The organism is Pseudomonas sp. GW821-FHT03E01 (assembly GCF_059420765.1).
On sequence record NZ_JBWKUI010000008.1, the window covers coordinates 74538 to 94518 of the forward strand.

Annotated in this window: 19 protein-coding genes and 1 pseudogene; 11 read left to right on the forward strand and 9 right to left on the reverse strand. The window is 60.9% G+C overall.

All coding sequences use genetic code 11. The features are described from left to right. The first annotated feature begins 1 nt into the window (after window position 1). The 3 genes from hmgA to maiA are packed head-to-tail and all read left to right on the forward strand — an operon-like array spanning window position 2 to window position 3265. Window positions 2-1306, forward strand: coding sequence for a homogentisate 1,2-dioxygenase (gene hmgA, locus AC07VO_RS15095; protein WP_064620233.1), 1305 nt, complete (start codon window positions 2-4; stop codon window positions 1304-1306). A 3-nt stretch (window positions 1307-1309) separates the two neighbouring features. Further along, entirely contained in the window at window positions 1310-2617 is a 1308-nt protein-coding gene (gene fahA / locus AC07VO_RS15100) for a fumarylacetoacetase (protein WP_086944717.1), read from the forward strand. A gap of 12 nt (window positions 2618-2629) precedes the next feature. Continuing rightward, window positions 2630-3265: a maleylacetoacetate isomerase gene (maiA, locus tag AC07VO_RS15105; protein ID WP_018927159.1), complete on the forward strand. Its 636-nt coding sequence runs from the start codon at window positions 2630-2632 to the stop codon at window positions 3263-3265. 129 nt (window positions 3266-3394) lie between these two features. Here the strand turns inward: maiA and AC07VO_RS15110 are convergent, their stop codons facing one another. Then, the gene (locus tag AC07VO_RS15110; RefSeq protein ID WP_064620227.1) at window positions 3395-4198 is read right to left on the reverse strand and encodes a SirB1 family protein; all 804 of its coding nucleotides are present in this window, start codon (window positions 4196-4198) and stop codon (window positions 3395-3397) included. 183 nt (window positions 4199-4381) lie between these two features. On the opposite strand from AC07VO_RS15110, the gene AC07VO_RS15115 reads away from it, so the two are divergent. The 4 genes from AC07VO_RS15115 to AC07VO_RS15130 all read left to right on the forward strand — a co-directional run bounded on the left by AC07VO_RS15115 (window position 4382) and on the right by AC07VO_RS15130 (window position 8741). After that, entirely contained in the window at window positions 4382-5401 is a 1020-nt protein-coding gene (locus tag AC07VO_RS15115; RefSeq protein ID WP_018927157.1) for a Glu/Leu/Phe/Val dehydrogenase family protein, read from the forward strand. Window positions 5402-5517: 116 nt separating this feature from the next. After that, entirely contained in the window at window positions 5518-6612 is a 1095-nt protein-coding gene (pdhA, locus tag AC07VO_RS15120) for a pyruvate dehydrogenase (acetyl-transferring) E1 component subunit alpha (protein WP_086944718.1), read from the forward strand. Continuing rightward, window positions 6605-7591: an alpha-ketoacid dehydrogenase subunit beta gene (locus tag AC07VO_RS15125; RefSeq protein WP_086944719.1), complete on the forward strand. Its 987-nt coding sequence runs from the start codon at window positions 6605-6607 to the stop codon at window positions 7589-7591. Before pdhA ends, AC07VO_RS15125 begins: the two co-directional genes overlap by 8 nt. Window positions 7592-7631: 40 nt before the next feature. Next, a complete protein-coding gene (locus tag AC07VO_RS15130; protein ID WP_018927154.1) occupies window positions 7632-8741 on the forward strand; it encodes a dihydrolipoamide acetyltransferase family protein in 1110 nt (369 codons plus the stop codon). Between the two features lie 173 nt (window positions 8742-8914). Here AC07VO_RS15130 and AC07VO_RS15135 read toward each other — a convergent pair. Continuing rightward, a pseudogene (locus AC07VO_RS15135) lies at window positions 8915-9154 on the reverse strand (YebG family protein); the annotation flags it as partial. A gap of 316 nt (window positions 9155-9470) precedes the next feature. Between AC07VO_RS15135 and AC07VO_RS15140 the strand changes: the two are divergent. Next, the gene (locus AC07VO_RS15140; protein ID WP_018927152.1) at window positions 9471-9971 is read left to right on the forward strand and encodes a phosphate-starvation-inducible protein PsiE; all 501 of its coding nucleotides are present in this window, start codon (window positions 9471-9473) and stop codon (window positions 9969-9971) included. On the opposite strand, the gene AC07VO_RS15145 is transcribed toward AC07VO_RS15140, so the two are convergent. The 3 genes from AC07VO_RS15145 to AC07VO_RS15155 all read right to left on the reverse strand — a co-directional run bounded on the left by AC07VO_RS15145 (window position 9968) and on the right by AC07VO_RS15155 (window position 13237). Continuing rightward, window positions 9968-10285 carry a DUF3509 domain-containing protein gene (locus AC07VO_RS15145; RefSeq protein ID WP_018927151.1) on the reverse strand — a complete coding sequence of 106 codons (318 nt, stop codon included), beginning with the start codon at window positions 10283-10285 and terminating at the stop codon, window positions 9968-9970. The two genes, AC07VO_RS15140 and AC07VO_RS15145, sit on opposite strands and share 4 nt — an antisense overlap. 210 nt (window positions 10286-10495) lie before the next feature. Beyond that, on the reverse strand, window positions 10496-11797 hold the full coding sequence (locus AC07VO_RS15150; RefSeq protein WP_086944720.1) for a serine/threonine transporter: 1302 nt from the start codon (window positions 11795-11797) through the stop codon (window positions 10496-10498). A gap of 63 nt (window positions 11798-11860) precedes the next feature. Then, window positions 11861-13237, reverse strand: coding sequence for an L-serine ammonia-lyase (locus AC07VO_RS15155; RefSeq protein WP_018927149.1), 1377 nt, complete (start codon window positions 13235-13237; stop codon window positions 11861-11863). A 135-nt stretch (window positions 13238-13372) separates the two neighbouring features. Here AC07VO_RS15155 and AC07VO_RS15160 point away from each other — a divergent pair, with 135 nt between their 5' ends. Both AC07VO_RS15160 and AC07VO_RS15165 read left to right on the forward strand, forming a co-directional pair. Next, window positions 13373-14335 carry a LysR substrate-binding domain-containing protein gene (locus tag AC07VO_RS15160; protein WP_086944721.1) on the forward strand — a complete coding sequence of 321 codons (963 nt, stop codon included), beginning with the start codon at window positions 13373-13375 and terminating at the stop codon, window positions 14333-14335. A gap of 199 nt (window positions 14336-14534) precedes the next feature. Then, a complete protein-coding gene (locus AC07VO_RS15165; RefSeq protein ID WP_064620217.1) occupies window positions 14535-14945 on the forward strand; it encodes an HPF/RaiA family ribosome-associated protein in 411 nt (136 codons plus the stop codon). Window positions 14946-15052: 107 nt separating this feature from the next. Here the strand turns inward: AC07VO_RS15165 and AC07VO_RS15170 are convergent, their stop codons facing one another. After that, a complete protein-coding gene (locus AC07VO_RS15170) occupies window positions 15053-15928 on the reverse strand; it encodes a helix-turn-helix domain-containing protein (protein ID WP_086944722.1) in 876 nt (291 codons plus the stop codon). Window positions 15929-16066: 138 nt separating this feature from the next. Between AC07VO_RS15170 and AC07VO_RS15175 the strand changes: the two genes are divergently transcribed. Beyond that, a complete protein-coding gene (locus AC07VO_RS15175) occupies window positions 16067-16969 on the forward strand; it encodes a DMT family transporter (RefSeq protein WP_018927145.1) in 903 nt (300 codons plus the stop codon). Window positions 16970-17093: 124 nt separating this feature from the next. On the opposite strand, the gene AC07VO_RS15180 is transcribed toward AC07VO_RS15175, so the two are convergent. The 3 genes from AC07VO_RS15180 to AC07VO_RS15190 form a co-directional block, all read right to left on the reverse strand. Further along, on the reverse strand, window positions 17094-18068 hold the full coding sequence (locus AC07VO_RS15180; RefSeq protein WP_018927144.1) for a 2-hydroxyacid dehydrogenase: 975 nt from the start codon (window positions 18066-18068) through the stop codon (window positions 17094-17096). Window positions 18069-18297: 229 nt separating this feature from the next. Then, window positions 18298-18672, reverse strand: a complete 375-nt coding sequence (locus tag AC07VO_RS15185) for a DUF6124 family protein (RefSeq protein ID WP_064620211.1) — start codon at window positions 18670-18672, stop codon at window positions 18298-18300. A 319-nt stretch (window positions 18673-18991) separates the two neighbouring features. Further along, window positions 18992-19960 carry a LysR family transcriptional regulator gene (locus tag AC07VO_RS15190; protein ID WP_018927142.1) on the reverse strand — a complete coding sequence of 323 codons (969 nt, stop codon included), beginning with the start codon at window positions 19958-19960 and terminating at the stop codon, window positions 18992-18994. Between the last annotated feature and the right edge of the window lie 21 nt (window positions 19961-19981).

A 19981-nucleotide genomic window follows, 5' to 3' on the forward strand; every position in this document is an offset into this window, starting at 1 on the left:
CATGAACCTCGATTCAACGGCGCCAGCGCTGGCTTATCAGTCAGGCTTTGGCAACGAATTCAGCAGCGAAGCGTTGCCCGGCGCACTGCCAATCGGCCAGAACTCCCCGCAAAAAGCCCCTTACGGCCTGTACACCGAGCTGTTCTCCGGCACTGCGTTCACCATGGCCCGCAGCGAAGCACGCCGGACCTGGATGTACCGCATTCAGCCGTCGGCCAATCACCCGGCATTCGTCAAACTGGATCGGCAACTGGCCGGTGGTCCGTTGGGTGAAGTGACCCCCAATCGCCTGCGCTGGAACCCCTTGGACATTCCGACCGAGCCCACCGATTTCATCGACGGGCTGGTGAGCATGGCCGCCAATTCGGGCGCGGATAAACCGGCCGGGATCAGCATCTATAACTACCGCGCCAACCGGTCCATGGAGCGGGTGTTCTTCAACGCCGACGGCGAACTGCTGTTGGTACCGGAACTGGGCCGCCTGCGCATCGCCACTGAACTGGGCGTGCTGGAGCTGGAACCGCTGGAAATCGCCGTGCTGCCTCGCGGGCTGAAATTCCGCATCGAACTGCTCGATCCGCAAGCGCGGGGCTATGTGGCCGAAAACCACGGCGCGCCACTGCGCCTGCCGGACCTGGGGCCGATCGGCAGCAACGGTCTGGCCAACCCTCGCGACTTCCTGACCCCGGTGGCGCATTACGAAAACCTCAAGCAACCGACCACCCTGGTGCAGAAATTCCTCGGCCAATTGTGGGGCTGCGAGCTCGATCATTCGCCGCTGAACGTGGTCGCCTGGCACGGCAATAACGTGCCGTACAAATATGACCTGCGTCGCTTCAACACCATTGGCACGGTGAGTTTCGATCACCCGGATCCGTCGATTTTCACCGTCCTGACCTCGCCGACCAGCGTGCACGGTCTGGCCAACCTCGACTTCGTGATCTTCCCGCCACGCTGGATGGTGGCCGAGAAAACCTTCCGTCCGCCGTGGTTCCACCGCAACCTGATGAACGAATACATGGGCCTGATCAAGGGCGAGTACGATGCCAAAGCCGAAGGTTTCGTGCCGGGCGGCGCCTCGTTGCACAGCTGCATGAGTGCTCACGGCCCCGATGGCGAGACCTGCACCAAGGCGATCAACGCTGAACTGGCGCCGGCTAAAATCGACAACACCATGGCTTTCATGTTCGAGACCAGCCAGGTGCTGCGCCCGAGCCGGTTCGCCCTGGATTGCCCACAGCTGCAAAACGATTACGACGCCTGCTGGGCCTCGTTGCCCGCCACTTTCGACCCGACCCGGAGATAACCCATGACTCAGACTTCCATCACTCGTAGCTGGGTTGCCTCCGCCAACGGCCACGCGGATTTCCCGCTGCAAAACCTGCCGTTGGGCGTGTTCAGCGTGAAGGGCGGGGCGCCGCGCAGTGGCGTGGCGATCGGCGACCATATCTTTGATCTGGGAGCGGCACTCGATGCCGGGCTGTTCGACGACGGTGCCGCGCGGACCGCCGTCGAAGCCACCCGTGGCGGCCAGTTGAATGCATTTTTCGAGCTGGGTCGCGAGGCTCGCGTCGCCCTGCGTGAACGCTTGATCGAGTTGTTCAAGGAAGGCAGCACCCTGCACGGCAAGATCGAAGCCCAAGGCGCAAAACTGCTGCCGCTGGCGGCGGATTGCCAGATGCACCTGCCGGCGAAGATCAACGACTACACCGACTTCTACGTCGGCATCGAGCACGCGCAGAATGTCGGCAAACTGTTCCGCCCGGATAACCCGTTGCTGCCGAACTACAAGTACGTGCCGATCGGTTATCACGGCCGCGCCTCGACCATTCGCCCGTCCGGCACCGACGTGCGGCGTCCGAAAGGCCAGACCCTACCGGCCGGCCAGACCGAGCCGACGTTTGGCCCGTGCACACGCCTGGATTACGAACTGGAACTGGGTATCTGGATCGGTCCGGGCAATGCCATGGGCGACTCGATCGCCATCGGTGACGCCGCCGATCACATCGCCGGTTTCTGCCTGCTCAACGACTGGTCGGCGCGGGACATCCAGGCCTGGGAATACCAGCCGCTGGGGCCGTTCCTGTCCAAGAGTTTCATCACCAGCATTTCGCCGTGGGTGGTGACGGCCGAAGCGCTGGAACCGTTCCGTCGTGCGCAGCCGGCGCGCCCGGAAGGCGACCCGCAGCCGCTGCCTTACCTGTTCGACAAACGTGATCAGGCGGCCGGTGCCTTCGACATCGAACTCGAAGTGCTGCTGCTGACCGAATCGATGCGCGAACAGAATCTGCCGGCCCATCGCCTGACCCTCAGCAACACCCAACACATGTACTGGACCGTTGCGCAGATGGTGGCGCATCACAGCGTCAACGGCTGCCAGTTGCAGGCCGGCGACCTGTTCGGTTCGGGCACGTTGTCCGGCCCTGAAAGCGGTCAGTTCGGCAGCCTGCTGGAAATCACCGAGGGCGGTAAAAAGCCGATCGAACTGGCCTCGGGTGAGGTGCGTAAATTCCTCGAGGATGGCGACGAAATCATCCTGCGGGGACGTTGCAGCCGTGAGGGTTTTGCTTCCATCGGTTTCGGCGAGTGCCGCGGCAAAGTGCTGCCGGCGCGCTAAGAGGATCGGCCCATGGAACTCTATACCTATTACCGTTCGACCTCGTCTTTCCGGGTACGCATTGCGCTGGCGTTGAAGGGGCTGGATTACCAGGCACTGCCGGTCAACCTGATCGCGCCGCAGGGGGGCGAACATCGCCAGCCGGCGTACCTGGGCATCAACCCGCAAGGCCGGGTGCCGGCCTTGCGCACCGATGAAGGCGAATTGCTGATCCAGTCACCGGCGATCATCGAGTACCTGGAGGAACGTTATCCACAGGTGCCGCTGCTGTCCAAAGACCTCGCCGCCCGCGCCCACGAGCGTGGAGTGGCGGCGGTGATCGGCTGCGACGTTCACCCACTGCACAACGTCAGCGTGCTCAATAAGCTGCGGCAGTTGGGGCACGATGAGCCGCAAGTGGTCGAGTGGATCGGTCACTGGATCAGTCAAGGGTTGGCGACGGTGGAGCAGTTGATCGGTGACGCCGGTTATTGCTTCGGCGATCAACCGGGGCTGGCGGACGTTTACCTGATCCCGCAGCTGTATGCGGCCGAGCGTTTCAATATTTCACTGGACGCCTACCCGCGTATTCGTCGAGTGGCAGCGTTGGCGGCGCAACATCCGGCGTTCATCAAGGCGCATCCGGCGAATCAGCCAGACACCCCATAAAACTGTACCGTCCCATAGGCGCGAGCGGTGCGGCGATCCGACTTGCCCGCGAAGAGCGATAACGCGGTATTGCTGATAGACCGATGCGGCAGGTTCGCGGGCAAGCCTCGCTCCTACAAAGGGCGGTGATTAATGGACGATGGCGTTGGGCGGCAAGTGCCCCAACCGTTCGGTCAGGCGAATCCGCTGGATCGGGTCGTCGCAGAGCAGCAGCGCGTGTTCCAGGTCAAAACGCTCGGCATTCGGGCAATCCAGCCGTTGATAGAGGCTGGCCCGGGCCAGGTAGTCGGAGGCGTTGGCGTTGCCCAGCTCCAGCACGCGCTCGGCGTCGATCAGGGCGTCGATGTAGTCATCGTTCGTGAGGTACAACTGGCGCAGGTTGCGTGACAGCCGTTGCAGCATCTGCGCAGGTTCGGCGGTCTGCAAATGCTCGGCGCTGAGCTGCATGTTCGGGCCGTACTGGCGTTGCAGCAGTTCACGGCAGTCGTTGGGGTACAGCCGGCGCCCGCCGCACGGGTCGAGCAGGTGATCGGCGCCTTGCACCCGCAGCAGGAAATGCCCGGGGAAGTTGACCCCGACCATGGGGATTTCCAGTCTTCTGGCCAGCTCCAGGGCAATCAGGCCCAGCGCCAATGGCTGACCGCGCCGGCGTTCCAGCACTTTATGGAGCAACGCCACTTGCGGGCGCAAGGGCGTGAAGTCGTCCTGGGCGAACCCCAGGTCATTCATGCGCCGCAACAACGGTTGCGCCAACTCATTTACCGGCAGCATCGGCAATCCGTAGCTGACCCGCTGTTGCAGGTCCTTGAAGTCCGCCAGCACAGTTTCGGGATTCAGCTCTTTATCGTGTTCGACGGCGATCCACAACGCCGCCTCGAACAGCGCGGGCGGTGATCGTTGCAGACAGTCGAAAAAGCGTTGGCGCGGGGTCATCAAAATCTCCGGGGAATGCCTCGTTTTAGCCCCGTCGCAGGCTTTCGTCCAGTGCTGAACACAGGCCGTAACAGGTTATGTCCGAAAACCTTTAAAGCCGCGCTGCTTATTCCTGTGCGCTTCTGCAATTTTTGTGCGCAAGCCTATACTGGCGACTACAAGAAGTGATTCGGGAGCCCTACGATGTTCGCTCTCATGCAAAGCACTCGCCTTGAATCGCTGCACCTGAGCGTCGATCCGGTCACCGGGTTGAAGGCGGTGATTGCCATCCATAACAGCCGCCTGGGACCTGCCTTGGGCGGGTGTCGTTACCTTGCCTACCCCAGCGATGAATCCGCGATCGAGGATGCTGTGCGCCTCGCCCAAGGCATGAGTTACAAGGCGGCCCTGGCTGGCCTGGCTCAGGGCGGTGGCGTTGCGGTGATTATTCGCCCGGCCCATGTGGAAAACCGCGCCGCAGTATTCGAAGCGTTCGGGCGCTGGATCAATCAGCTCGACGGTCGCTACATCACCGCCATCGACGCCGGCACCTCGGTGGCGGACATGGACTGCATCGCCCAACATACGCAATTCGTCACCAGCACCACCGCTGCGGGGGACCCAGCACCGCATGCCGCCATGGGCGTATTCGCCGGCATCCGCAGCACCGCCATGGCCCGCTTGGGCAGCGATAATCTGGAAGGGCTGCGCATTGCCGTTCAAGGCCTGGGCAATGTTGGTTATGCCCTGGCCGAGCAGCTGCACGCTGCCGGCGCCGAGCTGCTGGTCAGCGACATCGATCACGGCAAAGTACAACTGGCCATGGAGCAGTTGGGCGCTCATCCGATCGCCAACGAAGCGCTGCTCAGCACCCCTTGCGACATTCTCGCGCCTTGTGGCTTGGGCGGTGTGCTTAACAGGACCAGCGTGACGCAGTTGCGTTGCTCGGCGGTCGCAGGTTCGGCCAACAACCAACTGACCCATCTGGAAGTCGCCGATCAGCTGGAACGCCGGGGCATTCTGTATGCACCGGATTACGTGATCAACGCCGGCGGGCTGATCTACGTGTCGCTCAAACACCGTGGGGAAGAGCTGACGACCATCACCGCGCACCTGTCGAAAATCAGTTCACGGCTGACCGAAGTCTTTGCCCATGCCCAGGCGGAAAAACGTTCTCCGGCCAGGGTAGCGGATGAGTTGGCAGAGAAAGTGCTGTACCGGTAAACGTTTGAATCGATAAAGGAGTGAGTGCCTATCCGGCCAACTTGCTCCCCAAGCCCTGCGCCACAAACGTCGGGCCTGACAATCGCACGCCGACCCCGCGTGCCAGGAGCCCTGTGATGCTTCACAAGGTTGAGCTGCCCTACACCCGTTTTTTATCCCCTGACGGCCAGGTGCTCTGCGATCTCCCTCCCTGGGCCGACGACTTCAATCTGTTGACGCGCTTGTATCGGCAAATGGTCCTGACCCGCCTTTTTGACCAGAAAGCGGTCGCCCTGCAACGCACCGGGCGCATCGGTACCTACGCGCCGACCCTGGGCCAGGAAGCCATTGGCGTTGCGGTCGGCAGCCTGATGCGCGCCGAAGACGTGCTGATCCCGTATTACCGCGACACCGCCGTGCAACTGATGCGTGGCGTGCGCATGGAAGAAATCCTGTTGTATTGGGGCGGCGATGAGCGTGGCAGCGACTTTGTCGACCCGGCGGTGGCGCAGGATTTCCCGATCTGTGTGCCGATTGCCACCCAGGCCCTGCATGCCTGCGGCGTCGCCAGCGCATTCAAGATCCGTGGCGAGCATCGGGTTGCCGTCACCACCTGCGGCGATGGCGGCACCAGCAAAGGTGATTTTCTCGAGGCCCTCAATGTCGCTGGCGCCTGGCAGTTGCCGGTGGTGTTCATGGTCAACAACAACCAATGGGCGATTTCGGTACCGCGACGAATTCAGTGCGGCGCTCCCACGTTGGCGCAGAAAGCCATTGGCGCCGGGTTCCACGGTGAGCAGGTCGACGGCAACGACATACTCGCCGTGTATGACCGCGTGCAAGCGGCCCTCGAACGGGCGCGCCACGGCAAAGGCCCGGTGTTGCTCGAATGCCTGAGTTATCGCCTCGGCGATCACACCACGGCCGACGATGCCACACGCTACCGGTCGGCGGACGAAGTCAAGCAAGCCTGGCTCGAAGAACCGATCAAACGTCTGCAGCGTTTCATGGTCGGGCAGGGCGTGTGGGATGAAAGTCGCGAGCAGGCGCTGATCAGCGAATGCCAGGGGTTGGTGCAGGTTGCTGTGGATAACTTCGAAGCGGCGGGCCTGCAGGCGCCGGCATCAGTGATCGATCATGTCTACGCCCAGTGGCCACAAGCCCTGGCCGAGCAGCGTGAAGACTTCCTCGAACGAGTGGCGCGCCGGACGGGAGGTTCGGGCCATGAGTAACGGTAAGGTAACGCTGCTGGAGGCGGTGAATCTGGCGTTGCATCGGGCCATGCGCGAGGACGAGAACGTTATCGTCCTCGGTGAAGACGTCGGGGTGAACGGTGGCGTGTTTCGCGCCACGCTGGGCCTGCGCGACAGCTTTGGTTTCAAGCGGGTAATCGATTCGCCGCTGGCCGAAACCATGATCGGCGGGCTGGCAGTGGGCATGGCGGCCCAAGGCTTGAAACCGGTGGTGGAAATCCAGTTCATGGGGTTTATCTACGCCACCATGGAGCACCTGGTGTCCCACGCCAGTCGCATGCGCAACCGCACGCGCGGGCGGCTCACCTGCCCGATGGTGCTGCGCTCGCCGATGGGCGCAGGGATTCGTGCGCCGGAACATCACAGCGAAAGCACCGAAGCACTGTTCGCGCACATTCCGGGGTTGCGGGTGGTGATCCCGTCCTCGCCGGCTCGGGCCTATGGTTTGTTGCTCGCGGCCATCGACGACCCGGACCCGGTGATCTTTCTCGAACCGACCCGACTCTATCGCATGAACCCGCAACCGTTGTTGGATGACGGCAAACGCCTGCCGCTGGACAGCTGTTTCACCCTGCGCGAAGGCAGCGACATCACCTTGATCAGTTGGGGCGCCAGTGTGATGGAAACCCTGCAAGCCGCCACGGCGTTGGCCGAGCAGGGCATCTCGGCGGAAGTGATCGATGTCGCCAGCATCAAACCGTTGGACCTCGACACGATGGAGGCCTCGGTGCGCAAGACCGGTCGCTGCGTGATCGTGCATGAGGCGCCGCGCTCCTGCGGGGTCGGCGCGGAAATCGCCGCCAGTCTCTACGAACGGGTGTTTCTGCAGTTGCAGGCACCGATCCAGCGAGTCACCGCGCCGGACATCCCGCCACCGCTGTATCGACTGGAATCGCTGTACATGCCTGGCGTCGAGGACATTCTTCACGCCTGTGACACCGTGTTGCGCCACGCCTGAAGAAGCCCTTGAAGAAACGCCAGAGGCCGAGGAGATTGCGATGAAATATTTCAAACTGCCGGATCTGGGCGAAGGCTTGCAGGAGGCGGAAATCGTCCGCTGGCACGTCAAGGTCGGCGATACCGTCAAGGCTGACCAATTGCTGGTGTCGGTGGAAACCGCCAAGGCGCTGGTGGACATTCCCGCGCCTTACGACGGCGTGGTGGCGAAAACCTTCGGCGGCGAGGGCGACATCCTGCATGTGGGGGAGCCGTTGCTCGGTTACGAAGGCGAAGCGGATGCGGGCACCGTGGTCGGACGGCTTGAGGGCGGCGGCACGAATCAGGAGGATGCCTTTTTTATCGGCACCGCGCCTTCGACCCGCGAATACCTGGCGAACCGCGCCACGCCAGCAGTGCGTCAATTGGCGCGACAACTGGGCGTTGAACTGAGCGCCTTGGTCGGCTCCGGCCAGGACGGTCAGATCACCCGCAGCGATGTGGAAAATGCGGCCCAGACGGAACGCGAGCGTTTCGGCGGTGAGAAGCTGCGCGGTGTGCGGCGCAGCATGGCGCTGAACATGGCCAGGTCCCATGCCGAAGTGGTGCCGGTGACGATTTTCGGCGATGCCGATCTGCATCGCTGGGGGCAGGCGCGAGAACCACTGATTCGTCTGGCCAAAGCCATGGCGGCGGCCTGCGCGGTGGAGCCAGTGCTCAATAGCGGCTTCGATGGCAAAACCCTGTCGCTCAAACAACACGAACGGCTCGACCTGGGCATTGCCGTGGATACACCGGACGGTTTGTTCGTGCCGGTGCTGCGCGATGTCGGCAATCGCACGTCGGCGGATTTGAAAGAAGGTGTGATGCGCCTGCGCGCCGATGTGCAGGCGCGTTCGATTCCGCCCAAGGAAATGATGGGTGCGACCCTGACTCTGTCGAATTTCGGCACCTTGTTCGGTCGCTACGCCAACCCGGTGGTGGTGCCGCCGCAAGTGGCGATCCTCGCCGCCGGGGCGATCCGCGATGAACCGGTGGCGGTCGAGGGGGCGGTGGCGGTGCATCCGATCCTGCCGCTGTCCCTGACCTTCGATCACCGCGTGGTCACCGGCGGCGAGGCGGCGCGGTTCTTCAAGGCGCTGGTCGACGCACTGGAGCAGCCTGACGCCTGATTTTCTGCGAGCATGAAAAAGGCCCTGAGCCATTGGACTCAGGGCCTATTCAATTCGGGCATTGCTTACTTCGGCGTCTTGGCGGCTTTGGCTGGCTTGGTCGGCTCAGCTTGCTCCACTTCAACAGGTGCAGCCACTTCAACAGGTTTAGCGACTTCAGCCGGCACGTTGAGCAATTCGGACAGTGCGTCCGGCTGGCTCTTGAACGCCTTGGCGAACACGTCGCGGTTCTTCGCCATGTAGATCCCGGCTTCTTCCACTTGCTGCTCGGTCAGGGACGGAACGGCTTTTTGCAACACTTCAGCCAGCAATTCGGCCAGTTCGAGCATTTTGTCATGACGGTCAGCTTCGGCTTTATCCATGAACAAGCGCTCCAGATCTCGGCTGCTGCGGTATACCACTTCGACGGCCATTCACCACCTCACATGCCTTCACATTTAGTTGTCTTTGCGACTACTGTATCTATATACAGCGAAAAGGATAAGCGAATCCCTGCGCTTTGGGTAGTGGCTTTTTAATGTAGACCGGATTCGGGGTTTGTCAGGTGAACGGTGGCGCTCCATTCGCGGCTACAGGTTTGGTGTTGACCTGCGACCAAACGCCACGGAGCGTGTTTTAAAGCACCTCGCCATCATGTGGCAGGCAACCCCTGGCCTTTTTTCTGCATGCAGAACAACCGTCACGTCCAACCCGCATCATCCGCTCGAACCGAGCTAAGGAACAATCATCGTGAAAATCAACTGGGCCGAGAACCTGCGGCAGAACGTGCACCAACTGGCCGAGTCCCTGGGCAACCTGTTCGTCGAGACCTTCCACTACCTGGCGCTGTTCGCCATCGGTGCGGTGACTGCCTGGGCGGCGGTCATGGAGTTCATCGGGATGCTGGAGCAGGGGCACATCAAGATCGATGACATCCTGTTGCTGTTCATCTACCTGGAACTGGGGGCGATGGTCGGGATTTACTTCAAGACCAATCACATGCCGGTGCGGTTCCTGATCTACGTGGCGATCACCGCGCTGACACGGCTGCTGATCTCCAACGTCTCGCACCACAATCCGCCGGACCTGGGGATCATCTACCTGTGCGGCGGGATCCTGCTGCTGGCGTTTTCGATTCTGGTGGTGCGTTATGCCTCGTCGCAATTTCCTTCGGTGAAGATCGAACACCCGCAACGCAAGATCGGTGCGGGTTCCGGTGAACATCCCGAAGTGGAGAAGGGCGAGCTTTAATACCCGATTTCAGGTCGGGGCCGGGCTTTGGCCTGTGGCGGCGGCAGCTTACGGTTGTCGCCGTCGGTCATGGCTTCGAGGATGGCCACGGCGCATTGACCCTGTTCGATGGCGATGCCGAATTGAATGCTTTGCACCAGGCGTTTGAGGCGCTTGGGGTCATTGCGTTGTTCGGCGCTGATCATCCGTTTAGCCACCACGCGGCCAGCGTTGGAGAGGGTCAGCATGATGCTGCCGTCCAGGCCCTGGATGCTCAGGTTGATTTGATAATCCGCTGCAAAAGCATCGGTAATGAGCTGAAAAGGGTTGTCCATAATGCGTCACCGCCTGATTGAACGTGCAGTTGTTGACGGCTGTGATCGGGATTAGTTCGCAATACCAGACCACCGGCCTTCCATGTTTATGCGCTTTCTTCCGTGCCGCACAAGGGAGATAGCAAGGGGCATGCCGGAAAAACTGTCGGACAATGTTTACGGCAAAAAAACGGCGGGCACCTTGGCCCGCCTTCTTTTTGCCTGCCCGTTTCAGGGCATAAATGAATAGATGATCGCAGACAGTGCAATCAGACCGACCAACACCACGAACACGTTCGAGGCCTGGCCCGAGTACTGGCGCAAGGCTGGCACGCGGCGGATGGCGTACATCGGCATCAGGAACAACAGGCAGGCGATGATCGGCCCGCCGAGGGTTTCGATCATGCCCAGGATGCTCGGGTTGAAGGTCGCCACGGCCCAGCAACTGAGGATCATGAACAGCGCAGTGAGGCGGTTCAGCCAGCCGGCGGAGACGACTCGACCACGGCCACGCAGGCTTTTCACGATCAGGCCCTGAAAGCCTTCGCTGGCGCCGATGTAATGGCCCAGGAAGGATTTGGTGATTGCCACCAGTGCAATCAGCGGCGCGGCGTAAGCGATGACCGGCGTCTGGAAGTGGTTGGCCAGGTACGACAGGATCGAAATGTTCTGCGCCTTCGCCGCGGCCAAATCAGCCGGGGACAACGCCAGCACGCAGCTGAAGCAAAAGAACATCACCGTGACGACCATCATGGCGTGAGCGATCGCCAGAATGCCGCTGCTTTTGCGTTCGGCTTGCTTGCCGTAACGCTGCTTCTGATCGACGGCGAAAGCGGAAATGATCGGCGAATGGTTGAACGAGAACACCATCACCGGGATCGCCAGCCACAAGGTCTTGAAGAACAGTGGCAGCGGCATGCCTTCACTGGCGGTGGCGAAGAACGCGCCGTTCCAGTTCGGGATCAGGCTGATGCCCAGTAGCAGCAATGCCGCGACGAACGGGTAAACCAGCACACTCATGCATTTGACGATGACGCCCTGACCACAACGGACGATGGCCATCAGGCCGAGAATCAACCCCAGTGACAGGATCGCCCGAGGCGGTGGCGTCATGTGCAACTGGTGCTCCATGAGGCTGCTCAGGGTATTGGTCAGCGCTACGCTGTACACCAGCAGAATCGGGAAAATCGCGAAGAAATACAGCAGCGTGATCAGCTTGCCGGCACCGATGCCGAAGTGTTCTTCCACCACTTCAGTGATGTCCCCGGAACGGCCGGACAACACGAAACGAGTCAGACCGCGGTGTGCAAAGAATGTCATCGGAAACGCCAGCACTGCCAGGATCAGCAGCGGCCAGAAACCACCCACGCCGGCGTTGATCGGCAAAAACAGCGTGCCGGCGCCAATCGCTGTGCCATAGAGGCCAAGCATCCAGGTGGTGTCGTGTTTACTCCAGCCTTTGTGGGTTATTTCGTTATTGCGTGTGAGGTCTACAGCGGGATTATCGGCAGCAGGTGTACGTACATCGGTCATCGTTTTCGCCTCGTTATTATTATTACTCGGGCTCACGTGTTGCGAACGGTCAGGAAATGCTCCTCAGCACTCCACCCAGCTAACCGCCAGGCCGCCCCGTGAAGTTTCTTTGTATTTGTCGTGCATATCGGCGCCGGTATCGCGCATGGTGCGGATCACCCGGTCCAGGGAAATGAAGTGTTTGCCGTCACCGCGCAGGGCCATTTGCGTGGCGTTGATCGCCTTCACCGCGGCAATCGCGTTGCGCTCGATGCACGGCACTTGCACCAGACCGCCGACCGGATCGCAGGTCAGGCCGAGGTTGTGTTCCAGGCCGATTTCAGCGGCGTTTTCCAGTTGTTCCGGGGTGGCGCCGAGCACGTCGGCCAAACCGGCGGCGGCCATGGCACAGGCGGAGCCGACCTCGCCTTGGCAGCCGACTTCGGCGCCAGAAATCGAGGCGTTTTTCTTACAAAGAATGCCTACGGCAGCCGCGCCCAAAAAGAACGCCACGACGTCATCGTCCGATGCGTCCGGGTTGAATTTCATGTAGTAGTGCAGCACGGCCGGAATGATCCCCGCCGCCCCGTTTGTAGGCGCGGTGACCATCCGTCCGCCCGCGGCGTTTTCTTCGTTCACGGCGAGGGCGAACAGGTTCACCCATTCCATGGCCGACAGGGTGGAGCTGATGACGTTCGGTTTGCCGATTTCCAACAGGCTGCGATGCAATTTCGCGGCGCGGCGGGGAACATTCAGACCGCCGGGAAGGATGCCTTCGTGACGCAAGCCTTGCTCGACGCACTCGCGCATTACCGACCAGATGTGCAACAGGCCCTGACGGACTTCGGCTTCGCTGCGCCAGGCCAATTCATTGGCCATCATCAATTCGGACACCCGTAGACCGTGCTGTTTGCAGAGCTTGAGCAATTCGGCGGCGCTGGAGAAATCGTACGGCAGCACAACGTCGCTGGCCGGCGCAATGCCGGACTCGGCTTCGGCCGCGTCGATGATGAAACCGCCGCCCACCGAGTAGTACGTCTGCTCGAATAGCTCACCGGTTTCGCCGAAGGCTGTCAGGGACATGGCGTTAGGGTGGTAGGGCAGGCTCTCGTCGAGCAGCAGGAGATCGTGCTGCCAGTTGAAGGCGATCGTCGCTTTGCCGGCCAGGGACAGCTTGCCGGTTTCCCGCAGGTGCTGGATACGCGAATCGATGGTGGTCGGGTCGATGCTATCCGGCCATTCGCCCATCAGGCCCATGACACAGGCGCGGTCGGTGGCATGGCCGACGCCGGTGGCTGAAAGCGAACCGTAAAGGCGGATTTCGACCCGACGGACGGCGGCCAGCAAATTCTGCTCAATCAGTGCTTGGGCAAAGGTCGCTGCAGCGCGCATCGGGCCGACGGTGTGGGAACTGGACGGACCGATGCCGACTTTGAAGAGATCGAAAACACTGATAGCCATGCTAAAGCCTATATAAGCAATGGAAGAGAAATCGCCGCCATTTTTGTAGGCCAAGCGCAATGTCGGCGATACTGCCTACCTCGGTCCTACGTGACCAACGAAACTTCCTAAGACAGCCTTTAGCAGGACTAAACGATGAGTCGTCAATTGCACGCCCAGACTTACGTCTGGCTGCACGTGTTTTCCTGTGCCGCGCGGCACCTGTCGTTCACCCGTTGTGCCGAAGAACTGCACATCACGCCGGGTGCGGTCAGTCAGCAAATCCGGCAACTGGAAGAGCGGCTGGGTTTTCGCCTGTTCCACCGTCGCGCTCGTGGTGTGGAATTGAGTGCGCAAGGCCAGCGCCTGGCCATTACGGTCAACGAGGCTTACGGCAGCATCGACGCAGAATTGCGACGACTGGATGCGGGAATGATCAGCGGGATTTTGCGGGTGCGTTCGATTCCCTCGTTCCTGAGCAAATGGCTGACCCCGCGTTTGCCGCGTTTGCAGCAGCGTTTTCCGGACATTCAATTGCGCCTGGTGGCGGAGGACAGCAGCGTGCCGTTGCACGAGGGAGATTTCGATCTGGCGATCGATCTGAATGACGGCAGCTATCCCGGATTGTTATCCACAGCCTTGCTCGACGAGCAGATATTTCCGGTGTGCGCCCCGAGCCTGTTGCGAGGGCGGCCGCCGCTGCACGGCCCGGCAGACTTGATGCACTTCCCGTTGTTGCATGACATCACCGCGTGGCGCGGTAGCTACGAGTACGCGGAATGGGAGTTTTACCTCAATGCCATCGGTTTCGAAGGCGCGGACGTGCGGCGCGGGCACACCTTCAACCGCAATCACCTGACCATCGAAGCGGCGATTGCTGGGATGGGCGTGGCGATTGCGCGGCGAACGCTGCTTAACGATGAGCTGGAACGGGGCACGCTGATCGTGCCGTTTGGCCTGGCGGTGCCTAATCACAAGCGCTACGTGCTGCTCTACGCGCCGGGTGCGCTGAGCCATCCGGGCGTGCGCGCGGTGCATGACTGGCTGGTGGAAGAGGCGGGGATTTTTCGTGACCTGCATCCGCTGGGGAGCGCGGCAGATGTGACCATTTGTGACTGAAGACAGGGCCGACCCAACTCCCGACATTAACAGCGCTTTTGCTCGTTGTCCGGCTTTTTTTGCGTATGAATATTTATCTTTTTTTAGGGGTTGAAATGTTCCGCGCACACACCGATTGTGTAACCAAGAGGTTGCGGTGATGACGCCCAAGGGCCAGCCGATGCGCCTCTTGCGAGCTAGCTGAAATAAGGGAAGAACTATGCAAATCCAAGTCAATAGCGATAACCATATTCAAAGCAGTAAACGACTGGAGGAGTGGGTACGTACTACCATTGAGAGCACGCTCGAACGTTATGAAGAGGACCTGACCCGCGTCGAGGTCCATCTGCGGGACGAGAACGGCGACAAGCCTGGTCCCCATGACATGCGCTGCCAGCTGGAAGCGCGGCCAAAAGGCCACCAACCAATTTCCGTTACCCATAAAGCTGACTCCCTGGAACTGGCGATCGACGGGGCAGCCGAAAAACTTGAACATGCGCTGGAGCATATGTTTGGCAAATTACGCGGCAAACCACGCGCCGCTGTGGTGCCGTTCGATAGGGGCGCTCATGCCGATGCGCTGCTTGAGGATGAGTTTCTCGAGAACGAACAGGCTGCGCTCAATGGCTGAGGCCTGATTCACCTTTTACCTTCCTGATTAAAACGGGCCTGCGATTGCAGGCCCGTTTTGTTTCTGGCGCGAGAGCTGCCGAAGGCTGTGATCTTTTACTCTTTGTTCTAGCGTAAAAACGCCCGCCGATACTCCCCAGGCGTCCCACCCAACGCCTGTCGAAACCGGTTGGTGAAATGGCTCGCACTGGCAAACCCGCACGCCAGCGCAATCTCCCCCAACGGCTGCGACGATGCGCGCAACAACTCCCGCGCGCGCCTCAGACGCCGCGCCAACACATACTGATGCGGCGGCAAGCCGAAGCTCACACGAAACATCCGCGCAAAGTGATATTCCGACAGCGCGCACAAGCTCGCCAATTGCCCAAGGCTGATCGCCTCCGCCAACTGACTGTCGATGAACTCCACCAGTTGCCGCCGCTGATGCGCCGCCAATCCACCCTTGAGGCGCAGGCCCTGACGCACACCAACCTGGCTGAGCAAGGCGTGGCTGAGCATCTCGTGGGCCAGGCTGCTGGTGAGCAGGCGTTCGCCGGGTTCGTCCCAGTTGAGGCTGATCAACTGCCGAAAGTGCCGTACTTGCTGCGGGTCTTCGAGGAACGTGCGCTCGCGCAACTGCAATTCCCGTGGCTCGCGATCCAGCAACGTGACGCAACCAAGGGCAAATTGTTCGGGGCTGAAATACAGGTGGGCCAGGCGAATGTCGCCGTTGATCACCCAGCCTGACTGATGGTCGGCCGGCAGAATGCACAGCTTGTCCGGGCCGCCCTTGGTGCCGGGTTGGTCGCGGCGAAAGGTGCCGGTGCCGCCGGCGATGTAGCACGACAAAGTGTGATGGCTCGGCGCTTCGTAGTCCTGGGCGTCATGGTGGTTGCTCCACAAAGCCGCAGCCATGCCGTCACCGAGCTCGGCGCTGTGCTCCAGGCGAGCATTGGGCGAGCGGTTGAGGGCTTGAAAGACTTGCAACGTTTCCAGTGCGGCCATGATCGGTTCTCTCCAACGCCTTGCATCCTACTCCGTAGACGCTGGCCTGCCAGCCTGCGGGCCGACAAAAGCGCAAGTTTATGCAAGTGAAAAAGGGGGGCGCGCCGGACACTGAAGGCCTATTCAGGAGTCTTCACCATGAACCTCTCGCTATACCTGCTGACCGTATTGATCTGGGGCACCACCTGGATTGCCTTGAAATGGCAATTGGGCGTGGTGGCGATTCCGGTGTCGATCGTCTATCGCTTCGGCCTCGCCGCGCTGGTGCTGTTCGTGATGTTGTTGCTTAGCCGGCGTCTGCAAGTGATGAACCGTCGTGGGCATCTGATTTGCCTGGCGCAGGGGCTGTGCCTGTTCTGTATCAATTTCATGTGCTTCCTCACCGCCAGCCAGTGGATCCCCAGCGGTCTGGTCGCCGTGGTGTTTTCCACCGCCACGTTGTGGAACGCCTTCAATGCGCGGGTGTTCTTCGGCCAGAAAATCGCCCGCAACGTGTTGATGGGCGGCGCGTTGGGCTTGCTCGGCTTGGGCCTGTTGTTCTGGCCGGAGCTGGCCGGTCATACCGCCAGCCCGGAAACCTTGCTCGGGTTGGCTCTGGCGTTGCTCGGAACCTTGTGCTTCTCGGCGGGCAACATGCTGTCGAGTCTGCAGCAGAGGGCCGGCCTGAAACCCCTGACCACCAATGCCTGGGGCATGGCTTATGGCGCAGCGATGTTGTCGGTGTGGTGCCTGGTCAAAGGCATCCCGTTCGACATGGAATGGAACGCCCGTTACATCGGCTCGTTGCTGTACCTGGTGATTCCGGGCTCGGTGATCGGCTTCACCGCCTACCTGACGCTGGTCGGGCGCATGGGGCCGGAGCGGGCGGCGTATTGCACCGTGTTATTCCCGGTGGTGGCGCTGAATGTGTCGGCGTTTGCCGAGGGCTATCAATGGACGGCGCCGGCATTGGTGGGGTTGGTGCTGGTGATGTTGGGCAATGTGCTGGTGTTTCGTAAGCCCAAGGCACCGATGGTGCAGGGAAGCGGCAAATTGGCCTGATGCTTTGACCGAGCGCTGAACAACTCAGCGCTCGATTCTGATAGCGATATAAATCAGCAACGGCAATATGAAGTCGACAATATGCCGAGAGCGGGCAGGTGTTTAAAACACCCGCCCTTTTTGATCAGCCTTTCCACACTTGTGGGTTCACCAGATCCTGCGGTCTTTCACCCAACAAGGCACTGCGCAAGTTGGCCAACGCACGGTTGGCCATGGCTTCGCGGGTTTCGTGCGTGGCCGAGCCGATATGCGGCAGGGTCACGGCGTTTTTCAGTTGGAACAGCGGTGATTCAGCCAGTGGTTCTTTCTCGTAAACGTCCAGCCCGGCGCCACGAATCCGGTTGTTTTGCAGCGCTTCGACCAGCGCCGGCTCGTCTACCACCGGGCCACGGGCGATGTTCACCAGAATGGCGCTCGGTTTCATCAGTGCCAGTTCGCGGTGGCTGATCAGGTGCCTGGTTTTTTCGCTGAGCGGCACCACCAGGCAGACGAAATCGGCTTCGGCCAGCAGTTGATCCAGGCTACGGAACTGTGCGCCGAGTTCCTGTTCCAGTGCGGTCTTGCGGCTGTTGCCGCTGTAGATGACCGGCATGTTGAAGCCCAGTCGACCACGACGGGCAATGGCCGCGCCGATGTTGCCCATGCCGACGATGCCTAAGGTTTTGCCATGCACATCGCTGCCGAACAACGGTGCACCGACGGTGGCTTGCCATTGGCCTGCCTTGGTCCAGGCGTCCAGCTCGGCGACGCGGCGGGCACTGCTCATGAGCAGGGCGAAGGCCAGGTCGGCGGTGCTTTCGGTGAGCACGTCGGGGGTGTTGGTGAGCATGATCCCGCGTTCGTTGAAGTAGGCGAGGTCATAGTTGTCGTAGCCGACGGAGACGCTGGACACCACTTCCAGTTTGCTGGCGTTCTCCAGTTGCGCCCGGCCGAGTTTGCGACCAACGCCGATCAGGCCGTGGGCGTGGGGCAGGGCTTCGTTGAACTGGGCGGCGATGTCGCCGTTTTTCGGATTCGGCACGATCACGTCGAAATCCTGTTGCAGGCGTTCGATCATGGGCGGAGTGATGCGGCTGAAGGCGAGGACGGTTTTTTTCATTGGAGAGGGGCTCGTCGGGCGTGGAGATTGCCAAGCAAGCTAACATTCTTCGCGGACATTATGCGAGGGTGTACGCCATCCAAAACTGTAGGAACGACCTGTGGCGAGGGGGCTTGCCCCCGTTTGAGTGCGTAGCACTCACAATATCTTTGGACCACCAGAGATTTTGGGGCTGCTTCGCAGCCCAACGGGGGCAAGCCCCCTCGCCACAGGTCGTTCCTACAGGGGGTCAGCTGTGTGGCGCGGGCTTCGGTACGTCGACGTTATCCAGCACCCGGTTCACCGCCAGTTCGGCCAGCATGATGACTTGCTGGATCGCCAGGAGCGTGTGCCGCTGCGGGGCGTCGACATAGGCGGCAATGTCGCTGGTCATGACGCTGGCCGAGGCCAGGGATTCGCAGACATGGGCCAGCAGGCTTTCGTTGTCCATGTCCGGGGCGACCTGAAACATCCTGCTTGGTTTGCGGCCTTCGGGTTGTTTGGGTGGAGGCTTGAGGTAGTGGTCGAGCGCGCGTTCGGCGGCTTCGTTGAGTTTCTTGGAATCGAGGGATTCGTAGGGGGAAGTGTCGTCCGCCTGAGGCGGATTCGGTGTGGCTTTAAACATGGCAAAGATCCTTAAAGTTGAGGAGCTGCCACTTTTTCGTTTTCCAGACAAAGGGTGGCAGCTGTACGCGGACTGGAAAAACCGGTAAAGGATCAAACCCGGCAGACCCGAAGGTCTCCCACGCACAGCCGCCATAACTGTGGAGCTACAAAAGCGCCGCATTATGTCATTTGCTGTGATCCTATACTTCGGGTTTTCCAGGCCCGATCGCTGAATTGCCAGCGACCCACAAAGCCTACCCACTTCGCTTCCGACGCTACAACCGCCAAAACTTGTCGGAAACCTCCCCAAAAACCACCGCGTCTGTAGGACCGTGAAATCAGTTCGCCAGCCGAGCCCCGCCCAAGCTGCCGCTCAATTCATACGCCGCCAATTCCGCCTGATGCGCCGCCAGAATCTCCGGCAACGATCCACGCAAGTACTCGACCCAGGTCTTGATCTTCGCGTCCAGATACTGCCGCGATGGGTAAATCGCGTACAGATTCAATTCCTGCGAGCGGTACTTTGGCATCACCCGCACCAGCGTACCGTTGCGCAGCCCTTCAATCGCCGCATACACCGGCAACACCCCAACCCCCATGCCGCTGGTGATCGCTGTCTTCATCGCGTCAGCGGAGTTCACCAAGAACGGTGAGCTGTTGATGGTGACCATTTCCTGGCCTTCGGGGCCATCGAAAGCCCACTTTTCCAGCGGGATCACCGGGCTCACCAGGCGCAAGCACATGTGATTGAGCAAGTCGCTGGGCTTCTGCGCGCAGCCGTTGGCTTTTACATAGGCGGGCGATGCGCAAACGATGCTGTAGGTGATGCCCAAACGCTGGGAGACGAAGCCCGAGTCGGGCAGTTCGCTGGCGAGCACGATGGACACGTCGTAGCCCTCGTCGAGCAAGTCCGGCACACGGTTGGCCATGGTCAGGTCGAAGGTCACGTCGGGGTGGGTCTTGCGGTAGCGAGCGATGGCGTCGATCACGAAGTGCTGACCGATGCCGGTCATGGTGTGCACCTTGAGTTGCCCGGCCGGGCGCGCGTGGGCGTCGCTGGCCTCGGCTTCGGCTTCTTCGACATAGGCCAGGATCTGCTCGCAGCGCAACAGATAGCGCTTGCCCGCTTCGGTCAAGGCAATGCGCCGGGTGGTGCGGTTGAGCAGGCGGGTTTGCAGGTGGGCCTCCAGGTTGGAGACCGCGCGCGAGACGTTGGCCGTGGTGGTGTCCAGTTGTACGGCGGCGGCGGTGAAACTGCCGGCCTCGGCCACGTAACTGAAGGCGCGCATGTTTTGCAAAGTGTCCATGGGGTGCTCTCTTGGCGGATG

Excerpts from the sequence above, each read along its gene's own strand:
- AC07VO_RS15115 (WP_018927157.1), top strand. The coding sequence starts at position 4,382 with ATGTTCGCTCTCATGCAAAGCACTCGCCTTGAATCGCTGCACCTGAGC.
- AC07VO_RS15180 (WP_018927144.1), bottom strand. The coding sequence starts at position 18,068 with ATGAAAAAAACCGTCCTCGCCTTCAGCCGCATCACTCCGCCCATGATC.
- hmgA (WP_064620233.1), top strand. The coding sequence starts at position 2 with ATGAACCTCGATTCAACGGCGCCAGCGCTGGCTTATCAGTCAGGCTTT.
- AC07VO_RS15170 (WP_086944722.1), bottom strand. The coding sequence starts at position 15,928 with ATGGCCGCACTGGAAACGTTGCAAGTCTTTCAAGCCCTCAACCGCTCG.
- AC07VO_RS15130 (WP_018927154.1), top strand. The coding sequence starts at position 7,632 with ATGAAATATTTCAAACTGCCGGATCTGGGCGAAGGCTTGCAGGAGGCG.
- maiA (WP_018927159.1), top strand. The coding sequence starts at position 2,630 with ATGGAACTCTATACCTATTACCGTTCGACCTCGTCTTTCCGGGTACGC.
- AC07VO_RS15150 (WP_086944720.1), bottom strand. The coding sequence starts at position 11,797 with ATGACCGATGTACGTACACCTGCTGCCGATAATCCCGCTGTAGACCTC.
- fahA (WP_086944717.1), top strand. The coding sequence starts at position 1,310 with ATGACTCAGACTTCCATCACTCGTAGCTGGGTTGCCTCCGCCAACGGC.
- AC07VO_RS15165 (WP_064620217.1), top strand. The coding sequence starts at position 14,535 with ATGCAAATCCAAGTCAATAGCGATAACCATATTCAAAGCAGTAAACGA.
- pdhA (WP_086944718.1), top strand. The coding sequence starts at position 5,518 with ATGCTTCACAAGGTTGAGCTGCCCTACACCCGTTTTTTATCCCCTGAC.
- AC07VO_RS15145 (WP_018927151.1), bottom strand. The coding sequence starts at position 10,285 with ATGGACAACCCTTTTCAGCTCATTACCGATGCTTTTGCAGCGGATTAT.
- AC07VO_RS15110 (WP_064620227.1), bottom strand. The coding sequence starts at position 4,198 with ATGACCCCGCGCCAACGCTTTTTCGACTGTCTGCAACGATCACCGCCC.
- AC07VO_RS15175 (WP_018927145.1), top strand. The coding sequence starts at position 16,067 with ATGAACCTCTCGCTATACCTGCTGACCGTATTGATCTGGGGCACCACC.
- AC07VO_RS15185 (WP_064620211.1), bottom strand. The coding sequence starts at position 18,672 with ATGTTTAAAGCCACACCGAATCCGCCTCAGGCGGACGACACTTCCCCC.
- AC07VO_RS15125 (WP_086944719.1), top strand. The coding sequence starts at position 6,605 with ATGAGTAACGGTAAGGTAACGCTGCTGGAGGCGGTGAATCTGGCGTTG.
- AC07VO_RS15155 (WP_018927149.1), bottom strand. The coding sequence starts at position 13,237 with ATGGCTATCAGTGTTTTCGATCTCTTCAAAGTCGGCATCGGTCCGTCC.
- AC07VO_RS15160 (WP_086944721.1), top strand. The coding sequence starts at position 13,373 with ATGAGTCGTCAATTGCACGCCCAGACTTACGTCTGGCTGCACGTGTTT.
- AC07VO_RS15190 (WP_018927142.1), bottom strand. The coding sequence starts at position 19,960 with ATGGACACTTTGCAAAACATGCGCGCCTTCAGTTACGTGGCCGAGGCC.